This is a genomic window from Aeromonas sp. 61P, assembly GCF_051919545.1.
GTDB classification, from domain to species: Bacteria; Pseudomonadota; Gammaproteobacteria; order Enterobacterales; family Aeromonadaceae; genus Aeromonas; species Aeromonas veronii.
The window spans coordinates 2,254,645-2,281,440 of sequence record NZ_JBQBEL010000001.1; the positions used below are offsets into that span (position 1 = coordinate 2,254,645).

At 53.0% G+C, this 26,796-nt stretch carries 16 protein-coding genes, 1 tRNA gene and 1 other RNA gene; 6 read left to right on the plus strand and 12 right to left on the minus strand.

Annotated features, from left to right (window positions below; translation table 11 throughout):
* Nucleotides 1-81: 81 nt before the first annotated feature.
* Nucleotides 82-2,421 (minus strand): acyl-CoA dehydrogenase, encoded by a 2,340-nt coding sequence (locus tag ACTG2O_RS10930; RefSeq protein ID WP_005353557.1) that lies wholly within the window; start codon nucleotides 2,419-2,421, stop codon nucleotides 82-84.
* 48 nt (nucleotides 2,422-2,469) lie between these two features.
* Entirely contained in the window at nucleotides 2,470-3,123 is a 654-nt protein-coding gene (locus tag ACTG2O_RS10935; RefSeq protein WP_041208826.1) for a TetR/AcrR family transcriptional regulator, read from the minus strand.
* Between the two features lie 468 nt (nucleotides 3,124-3,591).
* On the opposite strand from ACTG2O_RS10935, the gene ACTG2O_RS10940 reads away from it, so the two are divergent.
* The 4 genes from ACTG2O_RS10940 to repC all read left to right on the plus strand — a co-directional run bounded on the left by ACTG2O_RS10940 (nucleotide 3,592) and on the right by repC (nucleotide 6,830).
* Nucleotides 3,592-4,332, plus strand: a complete 741-nt coding sequence (locus tag ACTG2O_RS10940) for a phosphatase (RefSeq protein ID WP_181497161.1) — start codon at nucleotides 3,592-3,594, stop codon at nucleotides 4,330-4,332.
* An 89-nt stretch (nucleotides 4,333-4,421) separates the two neighbouring features.
* Nucleotides 4,422-4,497, plus strand: a tRNA-Thr gene (locus ACTG2O_RS10945).
* Between the two features lie 640 nt (nucleotides 4,498-5,137).
* Nucleotides 5,138-6,004: a helicase RepA family protein gene (locus tag ACTG2O_RS10950; RefSeq protein WP_279456721.1), complete on the plus strand. Its 867-nt coding sequence runs from the start codon at nucleotides 5,138-5,140 to the stop codon at nucleotides 6,002-6,004.
* Entirely contained in the window at nucleotides 5,994-6,830 is an 837-nt protein-coding gene (gene repC, locus ACTG2O_RS10955; protein WP_182951606.1) for a replication protein C, IncQ-type, read from the plus strand. Before ACTG2O_RS10950 ends, repC begins: the two co-directional genes overlap by 11 nt.
* A gap of 239 nt (nucleotides 6,831-7,069) precedes the next feature.
* Here repC and ACTG2O_RS10960 read toward each other — a convergent pair whose 3' ends face one another.
* The 10 genes from ACTG2O_RS10960 to smpB form a co-directional block, all read right to left on the minus strand.
* Nucleotides 7,070-7,888 carry a hypothetical protein gene (locus ACTG2O_RS10960; RefSeq protein ID WP_279474599.1) on the minus strand — a complete coding sequence of 273 codons (819 nt, stop codon included), beginning with the start codon at nucleotides 7,886-7,888 and terminating at the stop codon, nucleotides 7,070-7,072.
* A gap of 786 nt (nucleotides 7,889-8,674) precedes the next feature.
* Nucleotides 8,675-11,002 (minus strand): AAA family ATPase, encoded by a 2,328-nt coding sequence (locus tag ACTG2O_RS10965; protein ID WP_279474598.1) that lies wholly within the window; start codon nucleotides 11,000-11,002, stop codon nucleotides 8,675-8,677.
* On the minus strand, nucleotides 10,965-11,669 hold the full coding sequence (locus ACTG2O_RS10970; RefSeq protein ID WP_439975729.1) for an ABC-three component system middle component 1: 705 nt from the start codon (nucleotides 11,667-11,669) through the stop codon (nucleotides 10,965-10,967). Before ACTG2O_RS10970 ends, ACTG2O_RS10965 begins: the two co-directional genes overlap by 38 nt.
* Nucleotides 11,659-12,891 carry an ABC-three component system protein gene (locus ACTG2O_RS10975; protein ID WP_279456707.1) on the minus strand — a complete coding sequence of 411 codons (1,233 nt, stop codon included), beginning with the start codon at nucleotides 12,889-12,891 and terminating at the stop codon, nucleotides 11,659-11,661. Before ACTG2O_RS10975 ends, ACTG2O_RS10970 begins: the two co-directional genes overlap by 11 nt.
* A 13-nt stretch (nucleotides 12,892-12,904) precedes the next feature.
* Entirely contained in the window at nucleotides 12,905-13,993 is a 1,089-nt protein-coding gene (locus ACTG2O_RS10980) for a tyrosine-type recombinase/integrase (RefSeq protein ID WP_439975731.1), read from the minus strand.
* A gap of 299 nt (nucleotides 13,994-14,292) precedes the next feature.
* Entirely contained in the window at nucleotides 14,293-18,483 is a 4,191-nt protein-coding gene (gene fdhF / locus ACTG2O_RS10985) for a formate dehydrogenase subunit alpha (protein WP_439975732.1), read from the minus strand.
* Nucleotides 18,484-19,014: 531 nt separating this feature from the next.
* On the minus strand, nucleotides 19,015-20,226 hold the full coding sequence (locus tag ACTG2O_RS10990) for an EAL domain-containing response regulator (RefSeq protein WP_201989019.1): 1,212 nt from the start codon (nucleotides 20,224-20,226) through the stop codon (nucleotides 19,015-19,017).
* Nucleotides 20,219-24,463: an ATP-binding protein gene (locus ACTG2O_RS10995; protein ID WP_439975734.1), complete on the minus strand. Its 4,245-nt coding sequence runs from the start codon at nucleotides 24,461-24,463 to the stop codon at nucleotides 20,219-20,221. The genes ACTG2O_RS10990 and ACTG2O_RS10995 overlap by 8 nt, the downstream gene beginning before the upstream one ends.
* 293 nt (nucleotides 24,464-24,756) lie before the next feature.
* Nucleotides 24,757-25,116: a transfer-messenger RNA gene (ssrA, locus tag ACTG2O_RS11000) on the minus strand.
* Between the two features lie 166 nt (nucleotides 25,117-25,282).
* On the minus strand, nucleotides 25,283-25,771 hold the full coding sequence (gene smpB / locus ACTG2O_RS11005; protein ID WP_005334498.1) for an SsrA-binding protein SmpB: 489 nt from the start codon (nucleotides 25,769-25,771) through the stop codon (nucleotides 25,283-25,285).
* A 169-nt stretch (nucleotides 25,772-25,940) separates the two neighbouring features.
* Here smpB and ACTG2O_RS11010 point away from each other — a divergent pair, with 169 nt between their 5' ends.
* Both ACTG2O_RS11010 and ACTG2O_RS11015 read left to right on the plus strand, forming a co-directional pair.
* On the plus strand, nucleotides 25,941-26,375 hold the full coding sequence (locus tag ACTG2O_RS11010; RefSeq protein WP_005334496.1) for an SRPBCC family protein: 435 nt from the start codon (nucleotides 25,941-25,943) through the stop codon (nucleotides 26,373-26,375).
* Nucleotides 26,368-26,715, plus strand: coding sequence for an RnfH family protein (locus ACTG2O_RS11015; protein WP_005353535.1), 348 nt, complete (start codon nucleotides 26,368-26,370; stop codon nucleotides 26,713-26,715). Before ACTG2O_RS11010 ends, ACTG2O_RS11015 begins: the two co-directional genes overlap by 8 nt.
* Nucleotides 26,716-26,796: the final 81 nt, after the last annotated feature.

The window sequence follows — 26,796 nt, forward strand, 5'->3', positions numbered from 1 at the left end:
ATTCTCCCGGCTTGTAAATGCATGGTTAACAAACAAAAAAACCGGCCACGAGGGCCGGTTTGGTACAGGTTTGTCAGGGGATCAGGCGGCGTGCTCTACCTTGTTTGGCTGCTTGTTTGCTTGCTGGGAGAAGCCTTCCAGCTCGCCCGGGGCGAAGTTGTCTACCTGAATGGCTTCGTAGCGCAGGGCATCGGCGGCCAGCAGTTTGTCCGCTTCGTCCTTGCTCAGGATGGAACCAGCCAGTGCGGCGGCAACCAGCTCCGGCAGCGCCAGTTTGCGGGGCAGTTTGCCCTCTTTCTGGGCCTGCACCAGCTTCTTCTCGTAGGGCTGCACAGCGACCATGGCCTGGAAGGCGCGCTCCATCAGGCCGACCGGATCTGCCTCGTCTTTGCCGACATAGCAGAGAGCGGTCAGACGGTCGCGGAATTCGCCCGGCTTCATCATGGCCAGACAGATGGCGTGGCAGCGATCGTCGGCCGGCATCTTGTAACCGACGCCGAACGGGAACACCACGCGCTTGAGTACGGCACCCACCACCTTGTTCGGGAAGTTCTGGAAGAAGCCCTCGAACGCCTTGCCAATCAGGTAGAGGTTGCGCTCCACCGCGTACTGCACGAACGGCAGGTCGGAGACCATGCGGCCCTGATCCTCGTAATGCTTGAGGGTAGCGGAGGCCAGATAGAGGTGGCTCAGCACGTCACCCAGACGGGCGGAGATCATCTCCTTGCGCTTGAGATCGCCACCCAGCATCAGCATGGAGACGTCGGCGCACAGGGCCAGCCCTTTACTCATACGGGAGAGCTGTTTGTAGTAGCGGGCGGTTTCACCAGCCACCGGCGCGCTGTTGAACTGACCCAGAGTCAGCCCCTGGAACAGGGAACCGAAGAAGTTGCCGGCGCCGAAGGCGATGTGCTTCATCAGCAGGGCGTCAAACTTCTCGAGACCGCGTTCCACGTCGGTATCGGCTGCCGCTTCCAGCTCGGCAAAGACATACGGGTGGCAGCGGGTAGCCCCTTGCCCGAAGATCATCAGGTTGCGGGTCAGGATGTTGGCCCCTTCCACCGTGATGGCGACCGGAATACCCATGTAGGCGTAGCCGGTGTAGTTTTTCGGGCCCAGCTGGATGGCACGACCGGCGTGGATGTCCATGGAGTCATCCATGATCTGACGCGCCATTTCGGTCATGTGGTACTTGGAAATCGCGGTGACGATGGCCGGTGCCTGACCCAAATCCAGGGAACCTGCGGTCATGCGACGGGCCCCTTCCAGCTGATAGGTGAGGCCACCGATGCGGGCCAGCGCCTCTTGCACACCTTCAAACTTGCCGATGGACATGCCGAACTGCTTGCGCACGTAGGAGTAGGCGCCTACGGTACGGCTCGCCATGTGACCGCAAGCGGTGCCCAGGGCAGGCAGTGAGATGCCGCGACCGGCGGAGAGGCATTCGACCAGCATGCGCCAGCCGCGACCGGCGTAATCCGGGCCGCCGATGATCCAGTCGAGCGGAATGAACACATCCTTGCCGAAGGTCGGGCCGTTCAGGAACGCCAGACCCATGGGGTAGTGGCGATCGCCGACGCGCACGCCCGGGTGGCTGGTGGGGATGAGCGCGCAGGTGATACCCAGCTCTTCCTTGTCACCCAGCAGTTTTTCCGGGTCATAGAGTTTGAACGCCAGCCCCAGCACGGTAGCGCGCGGCGCCAGGGTGATGTAGCGCTTGTTCCAGTTGAGGCGAATACCGAGTACCTCTTCACCCTTGTGCATCCCTTTGCAGACGATCCCCTTGTCAGGAATGGCGCCCGCATCGGAGCCCGCCTCCGGCCCGGTCAGGGCGAAGCAGGGCACTTCCTTGCCGTTGGCCAGCCCCGGTAGCCAGAAATCTTTCTGGGCCTGGGTGCCGTAGTGCATCAGCAGCTCACCCGGGCCAAGGGAGTTCGGTACCATGACGGTGACCGCCACGCTCAGGCTCTTGGTGGCAATGCGGGTGACGATGGTGGAGTTGGCAATCGCCGAGAATTCGCGGCCGCCATAGGATTTCGGGATGATCAGGGAGAAGAAGCCTTCCTTCTTCAGATAGTCCCACACCGGCTCCGGCAGGTCTTTGGTTTCGTTGACGATCTTGAAGTCATCAACCATGGCGAGCAGGGTTTCGACCTGATTGTCGATAAAGGCCTGCTCCTCTGCGGTCAGCTCGGCCTTGCCGTAGCCGTGCAGTTTTTTCCAGTCGGGGTTGCCGCGAAACAACTCGCCATCCCACCAGACGGAGCCGGCTTCCATGGCCTCCCGCTCGGTAGCTGACAAGGGCGGCAGTATCTTTTTGAAGATGCCGAACACCGGACGGGTTACCACCTTTTTACGGATGGAGGGTACGCCGAGCACAACGGCTATCGCCAGCACCAGCAGGACAAGCAATGTGATCATACCGAAGTTCCTTCTATTTCACTGTTTCCGTTGATTTATTGTTGGTTGTTACACGGCCAGGGAGAGCCTGGTCGACTCCACGGGCGCCCCGACTCCGGACGCCAGATAAGGAATAACGTTGCGCACCAGCCCTTCTACATCGAGCTGCTGGCCAAAGTCGGCCAGGGCGATGTCGCGCAGCGCATCGGCAGAGGCCATGGTGAACACGACGGTGCCCAGGGTGAAGTGCAGGCGCCAGAAGAGATCTGCCGGCGACAGGGCCGGATTGGCCTTGGAGATGGCTTGGGTGATCCGCTGCAAAATGGGGCCATAGTGGGCGGTGATAAAGCGGCGCAGGTGGCCCTGGCTGTCGATATAGCCGCGCCCCAGCAGCTGCATGAAGATGGCCGGGCCGTTGGCCCGCACCGCCGATAGCTTCATCAGCGGCTCGACAAAACTTTCAAACAGTTGCAGCAGGGTCAGCTGATCCTGCTCCATCAGTACCCGCAGGCGGGCATCGAGATCCGGCATAAACAGGCTCAGGTAACGGTCGAGTACTGCCTGGATCAGCTCCTTCTTGGAGCCGAAGTGATAGTTCACCGACGCCAGATTGACGTCGGCCTCACTGGTGATCAGACGCAAAGAGGTATCGGCGAATCCCCGCTCGGCAAACAGCACTTCAGCGGCGTCGAGAATACGGTTTTTGGTATCGATTTTACTCACTGGACACCTCACTTAAACGAATGTTTAAAAAGTACGTTTCATAACGTGAAGTGTCAAGAGAATGTGAATGAGTGTTAGCGGAATGTTTTTCGATGAAAAAAGCAAAGTGGGCGGAACTTAGTCAAAAAGCAGGACTCTATATCTATGCCACTGCAATTAAACATTAAGTCTCGCCCAACCTGCACCATGCTAGTTGGGCCTTTTTTTGCGCGTCTGTTACCGGTTTGCGGTTTGCAGGCAAAAAAAACCGCCGCAGGGCGCGACGGTGGGGAAAGTGAGTTCGCGTCATCCTGACGGCAAACTGTCGATGCGAGTTCAGGCATGTATCGACGGGGGCAGTATGCCAGCCAGAGCCCCTCAGACTATGTCAGCTTCGCGGTATTTTGTGACAAAGTGTGGCAAGCACCGGCGTGGCCCGAGCTGCCGCTCTTTGCTATGCTGCCCTTTCAAAATATGAGGGGAGAGAAGATGAAGTACCCGGTCGATACCCACACTCACACTATTGCCAGCACCCATGCCTACAGCACCATCCACGACTATCTGCCGATAGCCAGGGCCAAGGGGATCAAGCTGTTTGCCACCACGGATCACGGCCCCGAGATGGCCGATGCCCCTCATGTCTGGCACTTTGCCAACTTGCCGATATTGCCAAGAGTGGTGGATGGGGTAGGGATCCTGCGGGGTATCGAGGCCAACATCAAAAACCTGGAGGGGGAGATCGATTTTCCCGAGCGCTATGAGTCGCGCCTCGACATGATCATGGCGGGCTTTCATGAGCAGGTATTCCCTCCCTGCGATCAGGCCACTCACACCCAGGCTATGATCAACGCCATCAAGAGCGGCCGGGTCGACATGATCAGCCACCCTGGCAACCCCGCATTTCCAATCGATATTCAGGCGGTGGTCAAGGCGGCCGCTGACTATCGGGTAGCGCTGGAGATCAACAACTCCTCTTTCATTCACTCGCGCCCGGGTAGCGAAGGCAACTGCCGTGCCATCGTTGAAGTCGCGCGAGATCTGGGGGCCTATCTCACTTTCGGCTCCGATTCCCACGTGGCATTTACTCTTGGCGATTTTGACCACAGCCACCGTCTGGTGACCGAAGCGGGCTTCCCGCAAGAGCGGATCCTGGTGCGCTCCCCCCGTGCCCTGCTCGATTTCCTAGAGAGCCGCGGCCGCGCCCATATCCCCGAGTTTGCCGACCTGTAAATCGGGCGCTAACACCATGAGCCAACTCATAAAATCGAGCTGCCTCAATTGACTTGCCGGCCATTTTTTATGAATGTGGAGAGCAACAAGCCGGTATAGCTCAGTTGGTAGAGCAGCGCATTCGTAATGCGAAGGTCGCAGGTTCGACTCCTGTTACCGGCACCAAATTTTATCAAACAAAACAGTAGTTTGGGTGTTGCAGTTTGATGCGTTACTGAGCGTTGGAATGCAGCATTTAGCTTATCCAGTGTGGCAAAATTGTGGCATGCCACACTGGCCTGATAGCGGCGAATGACGCTTGCCAGTGCATGACATAGCAAAACACTGCTGGTAGACTCCATTTCGTCACGTAACATCGGACGACAGGCACTAATTATTTATACCCTCAAGGCCGGGCATGGTGCCGCTCAGGTCAATTACCGATTAGCTAACCGGCACAGCTATTCGATGACCCTTGCCGCCTTGATGGGTTATGACCATGAAACAAACCTCTATTACCACCTCCAGCGTGGTGCTTTTGACTGTTGAGCAATTGGCTCTCTGTCTGCATAAATCCGTTGCTAGCATCCGTAGTGACGCGACTCGCAACCCTTGTTCACTTCCCCCTATCTGCCGTTTACCAGGAACCAAGCGTTTGCTCTGGCGTGCTGAAGATGTTGAGCTTTGGCTTGCTGAACATGTCATTAGCCAAGGTTTGGATGATCGAGCGGTTAAATCGGCAGATATGCCTCGGCGTGGCCGGCCAACCAAAGCCGAGCAGCTAGCACGACAAAAGTCACAGAATTCAAACGCTAAGAGGTAAGCCATGGCTCTTGACCTACTAGCTGCGTTTGAACAGGAGCCGCCTGCTCTTGACTTCATATGGTCTGGATTTTTGGCCGGTACTGTGGGAGCTCTGATCGCACCAGGAGCAACAGGTAAAAGCTTTTGGGCATTGCAGGCCGCAATGGCCGTGGCTTGCAAAGAGTCTGATGGCGATCTGTTGCAACTACGCCCGACCCGTTCAGGCCGAGTGATCTATATGGCTGGTGAAGATCCGGCTGCAGTGCTTAGTCATCGCGTCCATGCGCTTGGCAAACATCTATCGCCCAAAGCGAGGGCCTCTATTGCCACAAACCTCGCATTGGAACCGATGATGGGGTTGAGTTTAGATCTGATGAATCCGGACTGTTTTCAGGCTCTGGTGCAGAAGGTAGATGGATATCGCCTTGTTGTTCTCGACACCCTCAGCCGTATGCATCAGATGGACGAAAATAGTAACGGAGACATGTCCCAGCTGATTACCCGACTTGAGTCGCTGGCCGCAAATACGGGGGCTGCGGTGCTCTATTTACATCACGCCAGCAAGGGGAGCGCGAGGGATGGCAGTCTTGATCAACAGCAGGCAGCCAGAGGTGCATCTGCGTTGATTGATAACATCCGATGGTGTGGTTACATCGTGCGGATGGGGGAAGAAGAAGCAAACCAGCTAACCGAGATTCAACGTGGTAGTACACCCATCGGAAACTCTCGACGCAGTGCGTTTGTGCGCTTTGGGGTATCCAAGCAGAACTATGGCACTGCGATCAAAGATCAATGGTTTGAACGCCAAGAAGGGGGCGTATTACATCCGGTACAACTCATGGAACCTCCCCAGGCGCGAGAGCGAAGGAGGTTTGCTCATGGCTATTGAACTTACCCACGCGCGCCATGATCCGATGCACTGCCTTGCTCCTGGTCTATTCCGCAGTTTAAAGCGAGGGGAGAGAAAGAAGTTAAAGCTGGATGTGACGTATAGCTATGGACAGAACCAAAGCGCTCGTTTTATTGGTTTTGAGCCATTAGGGGCTGATGATATGCGACTGCTACAAGGGCTGGTTGCGCTATCCGGTCCCAAGGGCGTTATTCTGACCTCTGCGCCATCAGCAGCTATTCCTAAGCGACTTCGTTTGGCCTTAGCATCGGAGTTTGATAGTGCGGACTGCCGTTGCTTGGTGGTGCAGTCTCGTATCACTCAGCTACTCGAAGAGATTGGTCTATGCAAAAGCGGCAGAAACCTTAAAACCCTAAAGGCTAGTCTGATCAGGATGTCGAATGTCACCGTTGTCATTCAAGGTGACTCTCGCTGTGCATCCTTCCACCTGATGAGTCATCTCTTTGATGATCATGATAACGCGCTATACATCTGTTTGAACCCACAGATTGCAGAAGCCGTTCTCGGTGGACGGCCACATGCTCGCATCGATATGAATGAAGTGCGTAGCCTCAAGAGCGATCCTGCTCGATTGATCCATCAACGCCTATGCGGGTGGATCGATCCTGGTAAATCAGGGCGCGCGTCCTTGGATACTCTGTGCAGTTACATCTGGCCGGATCCTGCGATTGCTGATGCGATGAGAAAGCGCCAGCAGATTGCTCGTAGAGCTGTGGGGGAGCTGTTCACGATAGGTTGGTTGGTAACTGAATACCGCAAAGATATGTGGGAGATCCGCAGGCCACGGAACAGATCTTTGGAGTAATTTCAGTGCACTATCATTCCCGAACTGGTGCACTAACGTTCCCAACTGGTGCACTTTCATTCCCAGGAGTTGGTCTTAAAATCTTTTCAAAACATGTGGTTAAGGTATTTTTGGAAAAGTGATCCAAGATTATCCATAAGATAATCCACTAGACACAGGCCCTTGCAGCCCTTGGACGGGTTGCAAGGGCCACAACTGAGATTACCCACCTCGCTAATAGACCTAGTTGTCTAAGCTGGTCATCTGGTCTTTTTATCTGTAGCAGGCTGTATATTTGCGGATTGAGTGGGGATCGTCACGCTATCAATTTGATCATAACGAAGATAGATGGTGCCATCCGTCTCATTCCAGAATGTGCATTGAGTCGCATTACAGACGATCCTCAGCGCAGATATACCCTTGGGATGTGCAGCATACTTGAGATTATTGGCAGAGGTGAAATTGCCTGCATTCATATCATCTTTCTGAGATTCGGCGGTACGACGACCATTTTCGTAACAGTGGTAAGCAAGTATACCAATAATGCATGAAGTAAATAAAACATAGAAATATAGAATGTACCAGTTCATTGCTTTTTCTATAATTGTGGCAACCCATTTAACTTCATCAGGGTGAGCCGAGTACTTAAAAATATTTTTTATTTTTTTATCCATGTCCTTATTTTTGAACGGTTGAGTTACCCAAGATACAGTTCTATCTCTAGCGCGTTTCATCAGCTTAAACGTAAGCGCTACCACAATGACTATTACAAGTAATCCAACAAAAGCAGCTATAGGGTAGCCTAGCAGTGGTACCAGATTGGCTACAAGAGCGAAGGTTCCCGTTAATAATGTTTGTTCTGTTGAGAGTGGGAACTCGCTGCTATCAACGTGAAAAACGTTAACATATCCCATATGCCAAGCCATGCCAAATAGGTATACAGCTGCAGTAATAAGCGGAAGAAATGCCAATACAGTTTGTGCTTGCACCCATTTCTGTTCATTGACAGTAACTAGTTCAGCTTTCTTAGCTTGAACTCCTTTGCGGTATCGTAGTCGTAGTTCTGTACGCTGATTCATCTGTGCCTCAAGCATTAAGTTTTACGCAATATCGTATGGATTCCAGCCTCACTTGACAATCATTAGCATGAGCAAATGAGCCTACAATTGCTCTTTCACTTGAACAGCTCTTCTGTTGTCAGAATTTTGGATACCCACATGCTAGCGGCATAGCTGATTTTGTGGCAATCGATTGGGCTAGATGCCGGTGAGGGCACCAGTCTTGAGGAATCTTTTCCCTTGGCGTTCCATCCTGATCATTCAACTCCAATCTGTAAAGTGTATGGAAGCGGGATGGAAAGTGAGTGGAAGAGGTGGGTAAACCTATTGAAAAGAATAGGTTTTCTCGTTAGCTATCCTGTCCGCAGATGATTTGTATGATTTCCCTTGTTGCTGATGCATGCTTTCCTTCATGATTACAAGGCTGAATTGCGGGCAGGATGTGTGAAGTTAGCTAACCGGCACGCCGGAGTAGCTTCTTCACTAAGCCTTATTCGCACCGATGGTGCTCAACGAGGCAAAATTTTCATACTGGTGCTTATAATTTTAGTTTTTAACTTTATGGGATAGGATTACGTTTTCCTTACCTAATTGAAATAATTAAAGAGGTTGCTTTGGAAAAAGGGTATGAGTGTGGCGTTAGAGTGCTGACAGAGCGCGAGATTAAAGCACTGAAAGAAGATATGAGAAGAGCAAGTATTTATATGAAGGCAGAGATCGCTAAACGAAAATCTTAAACGTCTTTGTAGGTGGTGCGCAGTGGCACTATATTAAAAGTGCCACCGCTTAATTTAAGTATTATTAGGTTTAGCTTGTTGTGTTTACATGTGTCTGCATATTGATCGATTTTTGTCGTAAGCCTGCACGTTTAAATCTAAATCTTAAATAAGATGCTATGCTATCTTCATGCGAGGAAAGTATTAATTGTCGATCTTTTAGTTCACATCTTAACAAATCACTTAGTGATGCTATATTTATCTCATCTAATGATTGAGCTGGGTCATCGATTAATATGAATGGAGCTTTAGCATAAACCTTATGCAAGGATAAAAAGAAGGAAAGACTTAAAGCCGAAAGTTGCCCAGAGCTCATAGATAATGTAGCATCATGCTCAGACTTTTCTGCTGTACAAAATCGAACTCTATCACCATTCCCCTCATCAATAAACAGCCCGAGACCTCTCTGATAGTTTTGAATTAATCTTCCACTAAAGATATGGAAGGTTAATTCTATATCACTTATTGTTTGTTTAGAAATAGACTTATTCAAATCGTTCAATTGTTGTTTCAGGATAGAAATTTTCGACTTTAAGCTCTCCATTACCTTCTTGTCTAATTCTAACTTCTGAAGTCGTTGCCGCATTATTTTTAATGATTGAAATTTTTCTTCATTTACTTTGAAGTTAAAATAATGAATCTTATTTTCAACTTGAGAGATTGAGATTTTCATAAAGCTATCAATTGATATAAATGAACTGTCAAGAACTTTTTTCCAGTTCACGATAACATCAGCATTCTCTGTTTTTTTCAGTGATAGGATTTTCTTTATAACATCACGCTTTCTTATTTCAACTTCCTCTTCAGAGTCTGTGAAACCACTTTGATAAGTTATTTTTATATCAGCAAGTCGCTTCTTGACAGTAATTATTTTAGGAAATCTTTCTTTACAAGATAATAGAGTTTTAAATAGATTTTCATTATGATTTAACTCTTCCACCTTTTTAACTAATACCGCAATCTCGTTACTTTTAAGAAGATCAATTTTATTTTGTGTTAGTAACAGCTTATTACCTAGTCCACTTAGATAGTGTTTTAGCTGACTTTCTTTTTTTTCAATCGCTTCTAATAAAAGATCTTTCGTTAACCAGTCATGACCACATAACAAGCACTCGTGGTCATTTAAATCTGCGTGCTTATTATGTTCGGATATTAAATTATTTCGAGCAGCGCTGATTTTAATTATAGCCTGATTTTTACCATCAGCCTCTTTTTTATAGGTATCTCGTTGTGCAACGAGGTGCAGAATATCTATCACATTAATGTTCGAGAGCTCAGACACCTTCATTAAATGTTTTTCTGTAATTGAATCACTATTGATTGATAATAATTTAACGGAGGACGATAGAGAATCAAATCTATTCTTGGTGGACTCGATGGATGAGAAGTTTTCAACGTAATCACCAATGGTTACAACATCTTTTAATACGTCATCATAGTTAGCGATGAAGTCATCAATGCGTTTGTTATCATATCTAATTTTTATTTCATCTTTATTTTCCACCATAATCATCAATGATGACAAATCATCTGATATGGAGGCTAAAAAATTCTCTTCTAACGAGGGTAATAGTTCATTATCCCATGCTGGAATTTGATTGGATGTCGATATTTTTTCATATAAAACAGGGGCGCTTATTACTGCTGATTTTGAGTAGAGAGCAATCTTGTTCTGTAGTTCTTCAATTTGAGAAAGAGTTTGTTTATCACTTAGTTTTCGTGATAAACGATATTCTAACTTGTTTAATAGGTCGACTTGTTTTATTAACTCATCAACATTCATTAAACCACTAATGAAATCCTTTCTCTCTTTGAGACTTTTTGAAAATACAAATGTACTTTGACCTTGTTCTAGGTAATTTATTTGATCATAACTGTCTGTAAATCCATGGCCAAAAACATAGTCTATATAATCATTGCTGACTATCTTGTCTGAGGTGTAAGAATCATCATCAAAGTGATGGAGCCTGTATAGTTTAAAGATGCTGAAATTATCTGCTCTGTTATTTCTTGGGATTATCAAATCATCAACGCATGCAACTCTAGCAAAACTTAAAAGCTCTTCATTTTCTTCATCTGATAATTCAATCTTAATAATTATATTTCCCTTGCGGGATTCATTCCAGAATACGTTATCGCTAAAGTTCTTTGTTGCAGTTAGCATTATATTGCCACAAAGATTCTTAATTCTTGATATCTTGCCAGTAAGAAGTAATTCAAGGGCATCAAATATAGTTGTTTTTCCAAATCCATTGGGGCCTTCCAGCGTGATCAATGATGTGGAATCAAAATTAAAAGAGATATCTTTAAAGGCTTTGAAGTTACTTACTTGTAGCCTGGATAGCTTCCAGTTCTTCATTGATCAGCTCCTGTAAAAGTAAATCTATATCGTTATCTTTTGATACTGCCTTTGCTGCAATTTTTTCATATAGTGTGGTCATTTGCAGCTCATTGACTAAAGATGAAATCTGTAAATTAACTGGTATCAAATCTTTTTTAAGTGCAGGCATTATAAGGAAAGGGATTTTTATGAAAATTCTAGCCACCATGTTATATATACAGGGTTTAAGAGGATAGCTTTTATAATTTATGAACTCAGCATGATCATTAAGAATTTCTTTTATATCTATGAATTTTTTACCGGCAATAAAACTTAGCTCATCTTCCGTGTAATAGAGAACGTATTTCTTAAAGTGATAGGGGTTCTCTTCAATTGAAAAAATTATTTCTTCCAACTTCTTATAGTTAGCTAAATTATCCAATTTTAATAAAACTATTAGATCTGTATTTTTTGAGAATGCTGGAGAGGCAAGCAAGTTATCAGGTGTATAATTTAAAACCTTGTCATGAATCACATCCACATCAAGAGCATCTATCATCTCATCCAATGAAATCGTGATTACATATCTCTGAAATTCACCTAGTTCTTTTTTGTAAAATAGAAGGTTATTATAATCTTCATATTGCTGTTCAACTAGAACAAACGAATGTTCTAATATAGCATCATTAATAAAATCACTTAGCATCTAACTCTAACTCCATTTCTTGACGAGATAAAATCCTGAGATCAAATGCTCTCACGATATGGTTTTTTATTTCACACTCATCAGTTCTTGTTATTTTTGCAGATGGTGCATTAATGGATTTTAAACCTGATGAATCATGAACTATCAAGTTGTTATATTCATAGAGAAGATATGCGAGAATCGTATTCTCGCTGATGTTTCGTTGAACATCACGTATAAAAAGTTCCTGTCGTCTAGGGTTTGAATGGATAGTTAATGAGGTTGGAAGATATTTGTTGTGTATCTTTGAGTAATGTGGCAGCTCAATTAATTTAAGTTCGTTTTTGGTTTCGGCAATTAGATCAAGATAGTTTCTTATATAATCGTTATTTATATTTGCATCTGATTCGTCTGGTCTCATCGACATGACAATTCTATTTATCTCATCAATACTTGCGTTGTATATAAAGTTAAATGCATTTGTTATTTTTATAACTTGCTCTTTAGTGAAGTAATTTATTTCGTTATATACATACTCTTCAACTATTCGGCCAAACTTTTCCTTGGCAATTATTGATTTATATTCATTATCCTCTTGATGGAGAGGTTTCATGTTTAAAAAGTCGACTAGCTCTATGCTACTAATAGTTTCACTATATGCTGCTTCTTTCTGAGTTCTCCCACCTTGGATCTCGGAATGGATAAATAAAACTTTTTTGGTTATCTTTTCTGATAGGTAACAAGATTTTTCTGTTTTTATTATTTCCGTGCATGGGGAAGATTTCGATTTCAGATATACTTCAACTTGCTTCTTAATAAGCTCATCTATTTTTTGCAAACTACAGTATTTTATATCTTCATATGTATATATCTCTACTTTATATCCATTTTCAGGGTCATAATCTTCCATGTTATCAAGTGGAGTAGATATATGTAAAAATCTAGCGGTATCATCATCACAATCATGAGCTATTGCCGATGCCTTTTCTAAAGCTGATTGATATGCTGACCTATAGCTAGAAATCTTAGCCTTAACTTGATGCGTTGACACTACGATATCATTGCAATATATAGCGAAATCATCTGTACTATCTAGCTGCAGGCTAAATTCTTTTATTACTTTTCCTCTGAAACTCTGAGTATTTAATAATACCAGTGCGTGATATAAAGCGACCTTCCCTTGGTATACAAATCCACCCCATGTAGAAATAGCACTATCAGGTAAATTAATTTCCTTTGACATATATCATACCTATTTATTGTAACTTTTTTGCTAGGTCTTCCGCTTTTGGATGATAATACCGCATTAACATTCTAGGATCTCTATGCCCTGTGATTTTTGTGAGTTCGTGCATAGGAAATATCTCGGCTAGACGAGAGGTTGCCTCATGCCGCAGATCGTGAAAGCGAAGGTCAGTCAGAAAGTTGATTACCGGTATCAAACTTTGAGCTTGGCACTCTAACTCGTAGATTTGTCTAGCGCGCTGGACTGCCCGTTCAAAAGCTCGCGTTACCGCATCAGGTCTGATATCAAAAACTCTACCTGTAGCAGTGACTCCCATAGATTGCAGAGTAACAACCGCGCGAGTTGAAAGTGGCACATCACGTGCACTGCCATTTTTGGTCGATGGCAGGTGTGCAACTCTGCGTTCCAGATCAATGTGCTCCCAGCGCAAGCTAACCAGCTCACTCCGCCGCATGGCTGTTTCCAATGCCAGTATGACCAACGATGGTAAGACCCTTGAGCTACTGGCAGCGATGATCCGCTCTATTTCACCTTCTGATGCTCTACGTGCGCTTTCTTCATCCTGGCTCTGGGGACAATGTGCTGACGTTGCAGAAGCTGCTATACGCCTTGTACGTGCGTTATCAGCTTGGGGCTTACGAATTAGCTCCAGTGGATTGGATAGACTTTCCATTCCCCATTCTTTACGGGCCATGTTGAAGATGTGGGAGAGCAGGGCAAGCCGCCGGAGGACTGTTGCAGGTTGATAATCTTTCAGCCACTCGTCTCTTAGCTTTGCAACATCCGCTCCACGAATGGATGCCAATGCGCGTGATGACAAAGGTAATGTCTTGTAGATGCGGATCAGTGAGAGCTCTTGCAAGGCTCCCTTTTTATGCGGAACAACCTCAGTTTCATAGCGGCATAGAGCCTCATAAAGCGAGGTTGCTTCAGCTTCGGCTCTGCTGACCCAAATCCCTCGGGTCATCTCAGATTCAATGACTTTAGACCAGGCCTCCGCCTCCGCCTTTGTGTTGAAGGTTTTACTCTGAGCCGGATACCCCTTGCGGCGTACCTGGGCTTCCCATTGATAGGGGCCGCGCTTACGGAACGTTGCCATAGCCAAATACCATAACTTGCTGCTGAGTGTGGCAAGATTGTGGCATAAACCATGTTAAATGGAAAAAGCTATTGATTTATATGAATCGTTGTTTGCTTTCGTAATGCGAAGGTCAGGAGTTCGATTCCCCTTATCGGCACCAAAAAACACAAAGGGTTAGCTTATGGGCGAAGCTAACCCTTTGTGTTTTTTGGTTGGTGGCCCCTTCTCATACCCCTCTTTTGCTATTGCAACACCAAGGAGGAAGGCCTGCGGGCCAACTCTCCCGGCAGGCGGCTACTCAGGTTTTGCTATTCCCCTCAGGCAACCTCGATGTCTGGCTTGGCCGGTTCCGCCTGCATGGTGTGTTGCCCTCCTTGCCTCGGGCACACCAGCTTGTCGATGCGCACCGCAGCTACCTTGAACTCGGGGATTTTGGCGTGGGGGTCGGTGGCATTGATGGTGAGCCGGTTGGCCGGGGCTTCGGCGAAGTGGAACGGGATAAAGACTACACCCGGTTGCATCCGCTTGGTAACGAAGGCGGGCAGTTCGATATGGCCGCGGCGGCTGGTGACCTTCACCCGCTCACTGTTGCTGATCCCCATCCGCTCGGCGTCCGCCACGCTCATCATCACCCGCGGGCCAGCCAGCTTGTCGAGCCCCTTGGTCTTGCGGGTCATGGTGCCGGTGTGGAACTGCTCCAGCAGGCGGCCGGTGGTGAGCACGATGGGATAGGTCTCATCGGGCAGTTCGGCGGCATAGCGGAACGGGGTGGCAACCATCTCCCCCTTGCCACGGGTGAACTGCTTGCTGTGGAGCAGGCGAGTGCCTGCGGGCGCCGCGTCGTTGCAGGGCCACTGCAGCCCTTGTGCTCCAACCTTGTCCCACTGGATGCCGGAGTATTGCGGGGTGACCCGGCAGATCTCGGCGGTGATATCCTGCGGGTGCTGATAGCGCCAGTCGCCGCCCATGGCGTTGGCGATCTGCTGGATGATCCACCAATCCTCCCGCGCGTCACCCGGCGCCTTGAGGGCGGGGGAGATGCGCTGCACCCGCCGCTCGGTGTTGGTGAAGTGGCCGCTTTTCTCGGCAAAGGAGCAGGAGGGGAGCACCACATCGGCGAGCTGGGCGGTTTCCGAGAGGAAGATATCCTGCACCACCAGAAACTCCAGCTGCTTGAGCCCCTCGATGACGTGATGCTGATCCGGATCGCTCAGCACCGGGTTTTCACCCATCACATAGAGCCCCTTTATGCTGCCCGCACAGGCGGCATCTATGGTCTCGGTGAGGGTAAGCCCGGGCGTGCGCGGCAAGTTCGGCTGCTGCCAGGCAGCTGCGAACCGGGCATGTACTTCGGGGTTGGCCACCTTCTGATAGCCGGGGAGGCAGTTGGGCAGCGCCCCCATGTCACAGGCGCCCTGCACGTTGGATTGGCCTCGCAGCGGGTTGATGCCGCCCCCTTCGATGCCGATGTTGCCGCACAGCAGTTGCAGGTTGGCGATGGCCCGCACGTTGTCGTGGCCGGTGGTGTGCTGGGTGATCCCCATCGAGTAGTAGATGGCAGTGCGTTCGGCGGTGCCGATAAGGCGCGCGAGCTCGATCACCTGCTCGGCCGGTACGCCGGTGACCAGAGCCACCTTGTCTGGCGCATAGGCGGGGGAGAGCACCTCCGCTTGCAATGCCTCGAACCCTTCCACCCGCTCGGCGATATAGGCCTTGTCGTGCCAGTTGTTCCGGATGATCTGCTGCATCAGGCCGTTGAGCAGCATCACGTCGGTGCCGGGGCGATGGGCCAGATAGAGGCTGGCATGGTCCGCCATCTCGATCCGCTTGGGATCGGCCACTACCAGCCGCGCCTTGCCCGTGGTGACGGCCCGCTTGATATGGGAGCCGATGATGGGGTGGGCCGCCGAGGTGTCGGAGCCGATGATGAAGATGAGATCCGAGTGATCGATGCTCGGGATGTCGTTGGTCATGGCGCCGCTGCCGAGTGACGCCTCCAGCCCGGTGACGGTGGAGGCGTGGCAGAGCCGCGCGCAGTGATCCACGTTGTTGGTGCCAAGCTCCCGGCGCATGAACTTCTGGAACAGGTAGTTCTCTTCGTTGGTGGTTTTGGCCGACGAAAAACCCGCCAGCGCATCGCTGCCATAGCGCTGGCGCAGGGCGGTGAAGCGCTCGGCCACCAGAGCGATGGCCTCCTGCCAGCTGGCGGGCACCAGCTCGCCATCTTTGCGGATAAGCGGGGTAGTGAGGCGCTCCTCGCTCTGGATAAAGTCAAAGCCAAAGCGCCCCTTGACGCAGAGCAGCCCCTGATTGACCGGCGAGTTGCGGTTCCCCTCCACATAGCGGATACGGTTGCGCGCCTCATCGACATAGAGGGTGACGCCGCAGCCGACCCCGCAGTAGGTGCAGATGGTATTGACCGGCGTGAGCAGCTCGGTGCGCCCCTGCGACTTGTCGCGGGCATCCACCAGGGCGCCGGTGGGGCAGGCCTGCACGCAGGCGCCGCACTGTACGCAGTGGGAGTCCCCCATCGCCAGTCCGGCATCGAACTGCGGCCGGTTCGAGAGGGTGCCATCGCTGTGCTTGGCAAAGCGCAGCACCCCTTGTACCGCTTGTTCACCACAGGTCTGCACGCACTGGCCACAGCCGATGCAGCGGTTGGCATCGAACACGATAAATTCGCTGCTGTTATCCACCGCAAACTTCTGGCACTGGCTGGTATCGAGGGCGCGCTGGTCGACCTTGTATTCGGTGGCGTAGTCGCGCAGTGCGCAATCGGTGTTGGCCTGACAGCCGCACTCGAGGCAGCGGCTGGCTTCGCTGCGGGCATTGGCATCACTCAACCCGCGCTCCACCTCGGCAAAGCTTCCCTCCCGCTCGGTGTCTGACAGATGAGGCATGATGGTGCGGGCGACTTTTTTCAGATGAGCAAACTGGGCGGGATCCACCTGCTTGAGTGTGGGAGCCTTGCAGGCGTTGAAAGGACGAACCGGATCGATCATGTCACCGTGGAGGAACTGATCGATGGCTAGCGCGGCCTTGCGCCCATCGGCGACTGCCTCGATGGCGGTGGCGGGCCCGCGGCGCAGATCGCCGATGGCGAACAGGTTGCCGTGGCCGCTGTGCATGGTCTCGGGGTGGGACTCCAGCGTCTGCCAGCGGGTGAAGGGGAGGGTGAGGGGCTCCCCTTCCATAAAGCTGAGATCCGGCTGCTGCGACACTGCCGCAATCACGGTATCAAACTCTTCAAGGAAGAACTCGCCGGTGGGCTCCGGGCGGCGGCGACCGGAGGCGTCCGGCTCGCCGAGAGCCATCTTCTCGAGGCGCACCTGACAGACGCGACCAGCCTCATCGGCCAGATTCTCTACCGGATTGGTCAGCATCAAAAAGCGCACCCCTTCGTGCTCCGCCTCGTCGATTTCGTAGGCTTCGGCGGGCATCTCGGCGCGGGTGCGGCGATAGATAAGGGTGGTTTCAGCGCCGAGGCGCACCGCTGTGCGGGCGCAGTCGATCGCGGTATTACCACCCCCGATCACCGCAACCCTCTTGCCGGTGGTGAGCCGCTTGGCCAGCATCCGATCCTTGAGGTAATCGACCCCGAGATAACAACCGGCCAGGGTGCTGCCCGGGTAATCCATCGGCACCGCCTTGGATGCGCCGACGGCCAGACAGACCGCATCATAGTCGCGGCACAGCGCCGAGAGGGTGAGCTGGTGGCCCAGTCGCTGCAGGGTGTGGATCCGCATGCCACTCTGGCACATCAGGGCGATCTCCTGATCGAGGATCGCCTTGGGCAGCCGGTATTCAGGGATGCCGTAGCGCAGCCAGCCACCCGCTTCGGGCATCGCCTCGAACAGATCGACCTCGAACCCCTCGTAACCCAGATAGTAACCGCAGGTGAGGCCGCCCGGGCCGCTGCCGATAATGGCCACCCGCTTGCCCTTGGCGGGCTTCTTTGCCGGTTGATAGGGGGTCACCTCTGCCAGATCGAGATCCGCGGCGTGACGCTTGAGTTGGCGAATTGCGAGCGGCTCATCCACCAGCGCGCGGCGGCACTCTGCCTCACAAAAAGCGGGGCAGACCCGGCCAATGGAGAGGGGCATCGGCAGGGTCTGCTTGATGACTGCCATGGCCGCCTCGTGCTCCCCCATGGCGATGTGATGCAGATAGGATTGAATGTCCACCCCGGCCGGACAGGCGCGCTGGCAGGGGGCTTCGCAATCGGCGTAGTGATTTGCGAGGATGCGGCCGAGCGCCTGCTGACGGTGCGCGCGCAGGGCATCGTTTTGCGTCGTGATCATCATCCCTGCCTCGGGGCGCGTCTCGCAGGCGCGCCGGATGCCGAGACCGGCAATCTCCACCACACAGAGATCGCAGGGCATCTTGGGGGCGCTGGTGTTGTCACCGCACAGGGAGGGGATATCTATCTGGTGCTGTTTGGCTATCTGGAGCAGGGTTCTGGTCGGGTCAACCGTCAACTGAGCCCCATCGAGGGTGATGGTGATCATGGCGTCATAAACTCGCTTTCAAGGCGCAGAAAATGCTGCATCTGGCGGAGCCAGCAGGGGAAGCGACAGGGAGGCCGCTTGCTATACGCTCACCATAACAAAGATTATTTACAACTTTATTTGATTTTAGACAGCTTATTGTTCAAAAGGGAAAACGATTTCAGGTTGTCTTGTCTACCTCATCGGCACGGCTCATCTTTGAGAACTATTCCTGTTAAAGCAGAAGATTCATTGTCTTATTGTCAGTTTGTGCATCTAGCAGAAGAGAGGCCGCTCTCGCTCACGGTAGGCGTGAGCCGCCAGTAGCACCATTTGTGATGCAACTTATTTTGCATAAATGGTGACTCAAGGCATGCGGTGCATGCAGAGCAAAGGGGGTGGGGGGCACTCGGCTGGATAGACGGTTGCTGGAGAGGGGGCGGGCATGCGTGAGTGGCGAGCCCGACACAAAGAAAATGGCCACCTTTTCCAAGGCGGCCATTCACGTTGCCGGTCGGAGCCCTGTTGGCCCAAAGGGTTGGTCGCAGGAGATCAGCCGGATATCAGGGTCGGCAGTCGGGCTTGCCAGATCTGGTGCCAGTGCTGCAGTTCGCTGCGCGGCATCGGGCGGGCGGTAAAGAAGCCCTGACAGATATCGCACCCCAGCTTGGCCAGCAGTTGCCAGGTCTGCACATCTTCCACCCCTTCGGCGACTGATTTCAGCCCCAGCTTGCGGGCCAGCTCGATGCTCGATTCGATGATGGCCAGACGGGAGGGGTCGGCATAGCAGCGATCGACAAAAGATCGATCAAGTTTGAGCTCGGTAAAAGGCAGCAGCGCCAGCTGCTGCATCGAGGAGTAGCCGGTACCGAAGTCATCGATGGAGAGGCCAAAGCCGTGCATCCGCAGTCGTGTCAGCACCTCCAGTGCCTTGCCGATATCCTCGACAAACGAGCTTTCGGTCACCTCCAGGGTGATCAGCTCGGGATTGACGCCCCAACGCTGGCACTGGTTGATCAGGAAGTGGCAGAGATCCCCCTCGATCAGCGAGGTGGTGGAGAGGTTCATCGACAGATTGAGGGAGAGACCGGTCTGTCCCCACAGATGGCAATCCTGCAGCGACTTGTTGATGATGACATCGGTCAGCTGATCGATAAGGCCGTTATTTTCCGCCAGCGGGATAAACATGCCGGGGGAGATCAGCCCGTATTCCGGATGCTGCCAGCGGGCCAGCGCCTCCATCCCCACCCACTGGCCGGACGCAAAGCCGACCTTGGGTTGATACCAGGGCAGCAACTGGTCGTTGTCGAGGGCGCGTTTGAGCTCGTCCACCGACAGGGCGAGGCCATCGTCCTTGCCCGAGGGAGCCGACTTTGGCGCCCAGGAGTCAATCAGCTGGCGCAGCCGCTGCGGGCTGGAGGGTTTCTCGATGCGACCCAGTACATGGAGACCATAGGCCGCGCTCATCCGCAGCACGGCCTCCACCACGTCATCTTCCAGCGCGCTGGAGAGGATGATGCCGCCCCGAAAGCCACCCAGCGAGAGGCGGCGCAGCAGCGCCATGCCATCCATGCCGGGCATCCGCAGATCGCAGAACAGGATGTCGACAGTGTGGCTCTGGCACAGCGCCAGGGCTTCGATGCCGTCTGCGGCCTCCAGCAGTTGCTGATAACCGAGCGCCCGGATCTGGTGCATCAGGGTCTTGCGTTGAAACCCGTGATCCTCGACCACCATGATGACCAACTCGTCTGCCGTTCTACTCATCGAGCCACAATCCCATTTCACGTTCAATATTGTTCATCTGTTCTTCCACTCTCTGTGTCAGCAGCGCGAGCTCGCTCAACTGTTTGAGGCGGGCCGCCGATTCCAGTTGCGCCGCCTGCTCGGCCAGGGAGAGCTCCCCGACCATTCTGGCTGCCCCTTTGATGCGGTGGGCGATCTCCACCAGCTCCTGGCTATCATCGGAGGAGAGCGCGCTCATCATAGCGTGGCAATCTTTCCGGTTGGAGGCCAGATACTCCCTTGCCATGCTTTTGGCAATATCTTCATCGCCAAACAGATCTTGCCAGCGACCGATCATGTCGAGATTGATGGCCTGTCGTGCGGGCACTCTCTCTGTGATCGTAGTCGCGGGCAACCACCGCAGCAGCATCTGGCGCAGTGACTCCAGCGAATAGGGTTTGCACAGCATGCCGTTCATACCGGCTGCCGTCATATTGGCTGCCGCCTCCTCCGAGGTATCGGCGGTGACGCCGATGATGGGGGCCTGCTCCCCTTGTTCCCGCAGGCTGCGGGTCAGGGTGTAGCCATCCATGTGCGGCATGTGGCAGTCGGTGATCAGCAGGGCGAAATCCCGGGTTTGCCAGGCGCGCAACGCCTTCTCGCCATCTTCCACTACCTCGCACTCCACCCCCAGAATCGCCAGCTGACGGGTCAGCAGGGCGCGATTGACCAGATGGTCATCGGCGACCAACACCCGCCCGCCCAGTTTTTCGATGCTGGCGGCATGGGCGGTCACTACTCGCCCGGTGATCAGTTCGCGGCAGCTTTCGAGCAACAGATCCGGATAGAGGGGGGATTGGCCGAGGCGCCACCAGTTCTCCGAGCCCATGCGCCCCCGCAACGCTTCGCGGGGGGAGAGGATGACCCCCTTGAGGGTGCCGGATTGCAGCAAGGTGTGCCAATCGCTCCCCAGACTGGACTCCAGCGCGGCCTCTTCCGCCAACAGCAGGCCGTCGAGATCGGCGGTGAGCTGGTGGATATCGAGGGGGGTTAACCGGGCGCCGAGCCGTGCCATGGTGGCCTGCAAGGCGGCATCGCTACCCAGCCACCACCATTCGCTGCCCGCCAGTGCGGGTGGCTCCCACAGGCCATTGAGCAGCGGGATGCTGAAGCGGAAACAGGCCCCTTCACCGAGCTGGCTTTTGACCGTCAGGGTACCGCCCATCTTCTTCACCAGCTGATCACAGATGGCCAGGCCCAGACCTGTGCCACCAAAGCGGCGATTGATATCGGATTCCACCTGCTCGAACGGGGTAAAGAGCAGCGCTTGCTTCTCTTCGGCGATGCCGATGCCGGTATCTGTCACCGCGATAACCAGCTGCTGGTCTTTATAGTTGGCCTGGATCGAAATAGCGCCCTGCTCGGTGAACTTCACCGCGTTGTTGAGCAGATTGGAAATCACCTGGCCCACTCTGACCGGATCGATATCGGCCAGGTCAGGGAGTTGCTCCTCCCACTGGAGCGTGACCTTCAGCCCCTTGCTGCAGGCCAGTGCGGCATGGCCGCGGATCACATCGCACACCACTGGTTGCAGACGGCAGGATTGGCGATTGAGGTGCAGCTGACCCGCCTCGATTTTGGAAAAGTCGAGGATATCGTTGACCAGATAGAGCAGGTGGTTGGCCGAGCTCTCCACATTGCGCAGCAGATAGCGCTGGTCATCATTGAGCTCGCTCATGCGCAGCAGCTCCAGCATACCGTGCATGCCCGAGATGGGGGTTCTCAGCTCATGGCTCATGGTGGCCAGAAAAAGGCTGCGAGCCTGCATCGCCTGCTCGGCCGCGGCGCGCGCCTCACGCAGCTCATGCTCCTGTTGCTTGATGGCGGTGATGTCCTGCACCACGCCGTTGAGCAGGCGATCATGGCCCTGTTGCGCCACAAAGTTGCCGCGGATCTGGATATAGCGCTCCCCCTGAACAGAGGGCACCAGCACCTCCATATCGAGCGGCTCAAGGGTTTGCGCATGTTTGGCCACCTTATCGATAAAGGTGGCCATAGCCTCATCGTTCAAGCCGAGGATCACGCCGCCAGACTCGGCTGCCATCAACTCTTGATGGGTCATCCCGAGAATGTCGCTGGCCCCCTGGGACAGATAGAGGAATTTCCCCTTGCCGGCCCCTTGCCAGAGATATTGATAGACCAGACCCGGCATGCTGTCGGTGATGTCCCGCAGCCTGCCCTCCACTTCCCGCACCTTGTTTTCGGCGGCCTTGAGGGCACTGACATCGGTCAATACCGTCAGCACCCCCTGAATCGCGCCGTCTGCTGCGCGATAGGGCAACTTGACGTAGACCACGTGAAGGGGAATATCCCCCTCGCGCTGGGTATAACCCGATCCTTGGAAGCTCTCGCCGGTTTCCCAGACCGCACGCTCCTCGCATAGCATCTGTTGCCGCTCGTCCTCGGTCATATAACCCCAGCCATCTCCTGCGGATCCGTCACCGATAAACAGCTCGCGGTATGCCCGGTTGCAGAGGGTCAGGCGATGCTCGTGATCCCGCAATGCCACCATATTGGGCAGGGAGTCGAGCAGGGTCTGGACGAACACCAACTGCTCATTGAGTGTCTTCTCGGCCCGTTGTCGCTGCACGATCTCCCGTTTCAGGGTGCGGTTCCAGGCCCAGAACAGGGCAAACAGCAGGGTGGCTGCCGCGCCGCCCATTGCGAACCAGAACAGCACTGTTTCGCTATTGATGCCGGTCTGCACGCTCATGGAGAGCCAGCGTCTCTCCACTTTATTGAGCTCCTCCGGCGGTATCGAATAGAGCACCTTGGTGAGGATCCGCTGCAGCATGGGATCTTTGCGCGTAGCCATGGCGACCGGCAGGCGCAAGTCTTTGCCGGCATAGACCACCTGATAGCGTTCGCTTACCCGCTTGTTGATGGATGGCAGGGTGACCATTACGTAGTCGGCATCGCCCGTGTCCAGCAGCTCCAGCAAGCGGTTGTCATTGTTGACCTCTACCGGATGGGCGCCGATGTGGGTCAGTAGATCTTTATCCAGCGAGCCATGCACCATGCCGACCCGTTTCCCTCGCAGCAGTGAGAGATCGGTGATATCGGTACTGCCTTTGGGGGCAATAACGACCCGATCGACAAACAGATAGCCGGGGGTGAACAGCGCAAACTGGCCGCGGTCGTGGTTGGGGGAGATGGCCGGAATAAAATCGATCTGCCGCAGCTTCAGCATATTCTGGGTTTCACCCCAGCTATTGGTGCGAACCAGAGAGAACTTCAGCCCGGAGACTTGCTGCATCAGCGCCATCAGGTCCGCCACATAACCGACCAGCCTGCCCCGGTAATTGAATTCGCTCATGGAGGTCCAGTCCGGAGAGACGCCGTAAGTCAGCTCAGGATGCTGGTTGAGCCACTCCTGCTCCTCAGGGGTAAACTGCACAGACTTCACCGCTCCTGAGTCCGCATGTTGGCTAGTCGTAGTGGCGGCCAGCATGTGACGACGATCTTCAACCGGTATCTCGTTGAATGCCTTGCTCACCAGGCTGACCAGTGCCGGGTCGCTCTTGTGCATATTGATGGAGAGAGACGTGCCGCTTACCCATTCCGGAGTGGCAATAGTGAAGCCAGCCTTGGGGTGCTGATCTCTCACCATCACCAGTGACGGCATGTCGGCAAGATAGGCGTCAGCCATGCGCTTTTTGAGCATAAACGCTGCTTCGCTGCGACTCTCTGCCTCGGTCACACGGGGAAATCCCAGTTTTTTCAATTCACTGCAAGCATTGACTCCCGTGACACAGATCCAGTGCAAACCATGGGCATCCTGTCGTGACAACTTCGTTTTGCCATTGTTGAGCAGCACGCCGCGCGGCATGGAGAGCAAAAACGGGAGGGAGACAATATTGGATCGCCACTGTTCGCTTGGCTGGTCGTTCACCAGCATGTCGATTTCGCCGTGGTCAAGCCCGGTCAGCGCATCAAGGTAGGAGGGGTAAACCTTGTAGCGCAGGGTCAACCCGAGCGTTCTGGCAATCTGCTGCGCAATGTCGGGGACTGGGCCGGTAAAGCGTTGATCTGCATCCTTATAGCTGTATGGAGGGTCACCCATCATCGGCATGCCGATGACCAGCTCCTGGTGTGATGACAGCCAGGCGCGCTCAGACAGATCAAATTCGTCTTCATTCAGACTGGTAATGGCGTGCGCCGCCACGCCCCAGAGCAGTAGCAGGAGAAACAGGAATAGACGATCACATTGGCGGAGCATCAGAAGGAATCCAACAGAATTGGGCGCATATTGTAAGTGCATTAAAATGCAGCGGCCAACTTCAATTTACTCAATATTGGGCCACGACATGCCACTGTGCGGCTGTGAGTCCGGCTAGTACCGGGATGGCAACCTGATGATAAAGCCTGCGCGGTGATGCGCCTGATTTTTTTGCCAAAGGCCAGTTCAAGGGGGATATTGGAAAAAATCCAACCAGTTTGATATCGGTAAACAACATGGACATGGACAAATAAAAAGGGCCACCTCTTGCGAGGTGGCCCTTTCCAAACGTTTGGTGGAGCTGGGGGGATTTGAACCCCCGTCCAAAATTACTACATCCTTGGCACTACATGCTTAGTCACTCTTTACATTCGCCAACCCGCTGCGGAGAGACACGCCACGAATTGACTAGCTCGATTGGTTTTAATGCTTCCGCCCCGAGCAGGACTTCCACACGATCCTGTGAAGGATGACCTTCCGATTCCCTAGGACACAGGCAAGCTAGGGTAGAAGGGCTCTATGCAGGTTATTAAGCTGCTAGTGCGTAGTTTTCGTCGTTTGCGACTATTTTTTTGCGGTTTATTAACGAGGCCTACCGCACCTCGGCATGCACCTTGGGTTTCGTGAATCTTGTCGAATCCAGAATCAGCCCCAAGTTGTTAATTGCGATTGTACGCAAAAATGCTGTCATAGCAAGGCGTTGATACCCATTCCCTCTGGCAGCCAGTCTGTTTGCCGATTTATTGTACGCAGCTGAGCCTGAAGAGCCAGCTGCGCCGGGGGAAGGTGAACTGGCGTTCTGATCCTGCCAGTCGCAGGTTAGCCGCGATGCTTGTTCTTCATGATGCGAGCTTTTTCCCGATCCCATTCGCGGGCCTTGGTATCTTCGCGCTTGTCGTGTTCTTTCTTGCCCTTCACCAGGCCGATCTCGACCTTGACCCAGCACTGTTTCCAGTAGAGGGCGAGGGGAACTATGGTGTAGCCCTGACGGGCAATCAGGCTTTCGAGCTTGTCGAGTTCACGACGGCTCAGCAGCAGTTTGCGGGTGCGGGTCGGGTCACATACCACATGGCTGGAGGCCGCTTGCAGTGGCAGGAAGCTGGAGCCGAACAGATAGGCCTCGCCATCGCGGAAGATGACATAGGCTTCGCTGATGTTGGCCTTGCCCGCCCGCAGGGATTTGACTTCCCACCCTTGCAGGGACAGGCCCGCTTCGATCTTCTCTTCGATGAAGTATTCGTGGCGCGCGGTTCTGTTGAGTGCAATGGTGCTGGACCCGGCTTTGTTTTTACTGTTTTTTTTGCTCATGACGGGCGATTTCCGGCAATGACTAGGAGGCTCGTATTATACGTAGGCAGGGGCGGCTGTAAAACGCGCAGCAGGTCAAGTGGTGGCTTTCTGAGCGGTTTGGCTGAGGTTTTACCTCCACAACCCCAAACATGGTGATAAAATCGCGCCGATTGGATGAGGAAAAGCCATGCCCCGAATTACGCGCAGTGCCCTGGTGATGTTCAGTGCAGAACAGATGTTCAAGTTGGTTAACGATGTGGATGCCTATCCGCAGTTTTTGCCCGGCTGTGTTGGCAGCCGTGTCCACGAGGCTGGCGATGACTACATGATGGCGTCGGTCGATGTGGCCAAGGCGGGGATTGCCAAGACCTTTACCACCCGCAATCAGCTGGATGTGAACCGTCAGATCAGGATGGAGCTGGTGGATGGCCCGTTCCGCAAGTTGGCGGGCTGGTGGACCTTTACCCCGCTCGATGTCGACGCCTGCAAGGTGGAGTTTGATCTCGATTTCGAGTTTACCTCCAAGCTTATCGAGGTGGCATTTGGTCAGGTGTTCCGCGATCTGGTGAGCTCCATGGTCTCCGCCTTCTCCAACCGGGCGAAGGAGGTCTACGGTGTCTGACCAGCTCAACATCGAGGTTGTCTATGCCTTGCCGCAGCAGCAGACGGTGATTGCCCTGCGGGTTGCGCCCGAGACCTGCGTGCTGGCGGCCATCGAGCAGTCCGGCATCGTACAAAAACACCCCGAGATCGATCTGGCGGTCAACAAGTTCGGTATCTACAGCCGCCCGGTAAAAGGGAGCGAGCCGCTGCACGACGGCGATCGTATCGAGATCTACCGCCCGCTCATCGCCGATCCCCGCGAGATGCGCAAAAAGCGGGCCGAGAAGGCCAAAGAAGAGGGGAGAGCCGATAGCGTGACCGGTGGTCGCCCCGATGTGCATCGCAAGCACCGCGAGTAGTGCTCAGGTTTTTCTTGCAGAAAAAAGGCGCCTAGGCGCCTTTTTTTGATCCCGTTAGCCGGTGAGCTTGCCGAGGGGATA

Excerpts from the sequence above, each read along its gene's own strand:
- ACTG2O_RS10950 (WP_279456721.1), top strand. The coding sequence starts at position 5,138 with ATGGCTCTTGACCTACTAGCTGCGTTTGAACAGGAGCCGCCTGCTCTT.
- ACTG2O_RS10940 (WP_181497161.1), top strand. The coding sequence starts at position 3,592 with ATGAAGTACCCGGTCGATACCCACACTCACACTATTGCCAGCACCCAT.
- smpB (WP_005334498.1), bottom strand. The coding sequence starts at position 25,771 with ATGAGCAAAAAAAACAGTAAAAACAAAGCCGGGTCCAGCACCATTGCA.
- ACTG2O_RS10975 (WP_279456707.1), bottom strand. The coding sequence starts at position 12,891 with ATGTCAAAGGAAATTAATTTACCTGATAGTGCTATTTCTACATGGGGT.
- ACTG2O_RS10990 (WP_201989019.1), bottom strand. The coding sequence starts at position 20,226 with ATGAGTAGAACGGCAGACGAGTTGGTCATCATGGTGGTCGAGGATCAC.
- ACTG2O_RS10965 (WP_279474598.1), bottom strand. The coding sequence starts at position 11,002 with ATGAAGAACTGGAAGCTATCCAGGCTACAAGTAAGTAACTTCAAAGCC.
- ACTG2O_RS10930 (WP_005353557.1), bottom strand. The coding sequence starts at position 2,421 with ATGATCACATTGCTTGTCCTGCTGGTGCTGGCGATAGCCGTTGTGCTC.
- ACTG2O_RS10960 (WP_279474599.1), bottom strand. The coding sequence starts at position 7,888 with ATGAATCAGCGTACAGAACTACGACTACGATACCGCAAAGGAGTTCAA.
- ACTG2O_RS11010 (WP_005334496.1), top strand. The coding sequence starts at position 25,941 with ATGCCCCGAATTACGCGCAGTGCCCTGGTGATGTTCAGTGCAGAACAG.
- ACTG2O_RS10970 (WP_439975729.1), bottom strand. The coding sequence starts at position 11,669 with ATGCTAAGTGATTTTATTAATGATGCTATATTAGAACATTCGTTTGTT.
- ACTG2O_RS10995 (WP_439975734.1), bottom strand. The coding sequence starts at position 24,463 with ATGCTCCGCCAATGTGATCGTCTATTCCTGTTTCTCCTGCTACTGCTC.
- ACTG2O_RS10980 (WP_439975731.1), bottom strand. The coding sequence starts at position 13,993 with ATGGCAACGTTCCGTAAGCGCGGCCCCTATCAATGGGAAGCCCAGGTA.
- repC (WP_182951606.1), top strand. The coding sequence starts at position 5,994 with ATGGCTATTGAACTTACCCACGCGCGCCATGATCCGATGCACTGCCTT.
- fdhF (WP_439975732.1), bottom strand. The coding sequence starts at position 18,483 with ATGATCACCATCACCCTCGATGGGGCTCAGTTGACGGTTGACCCGACC.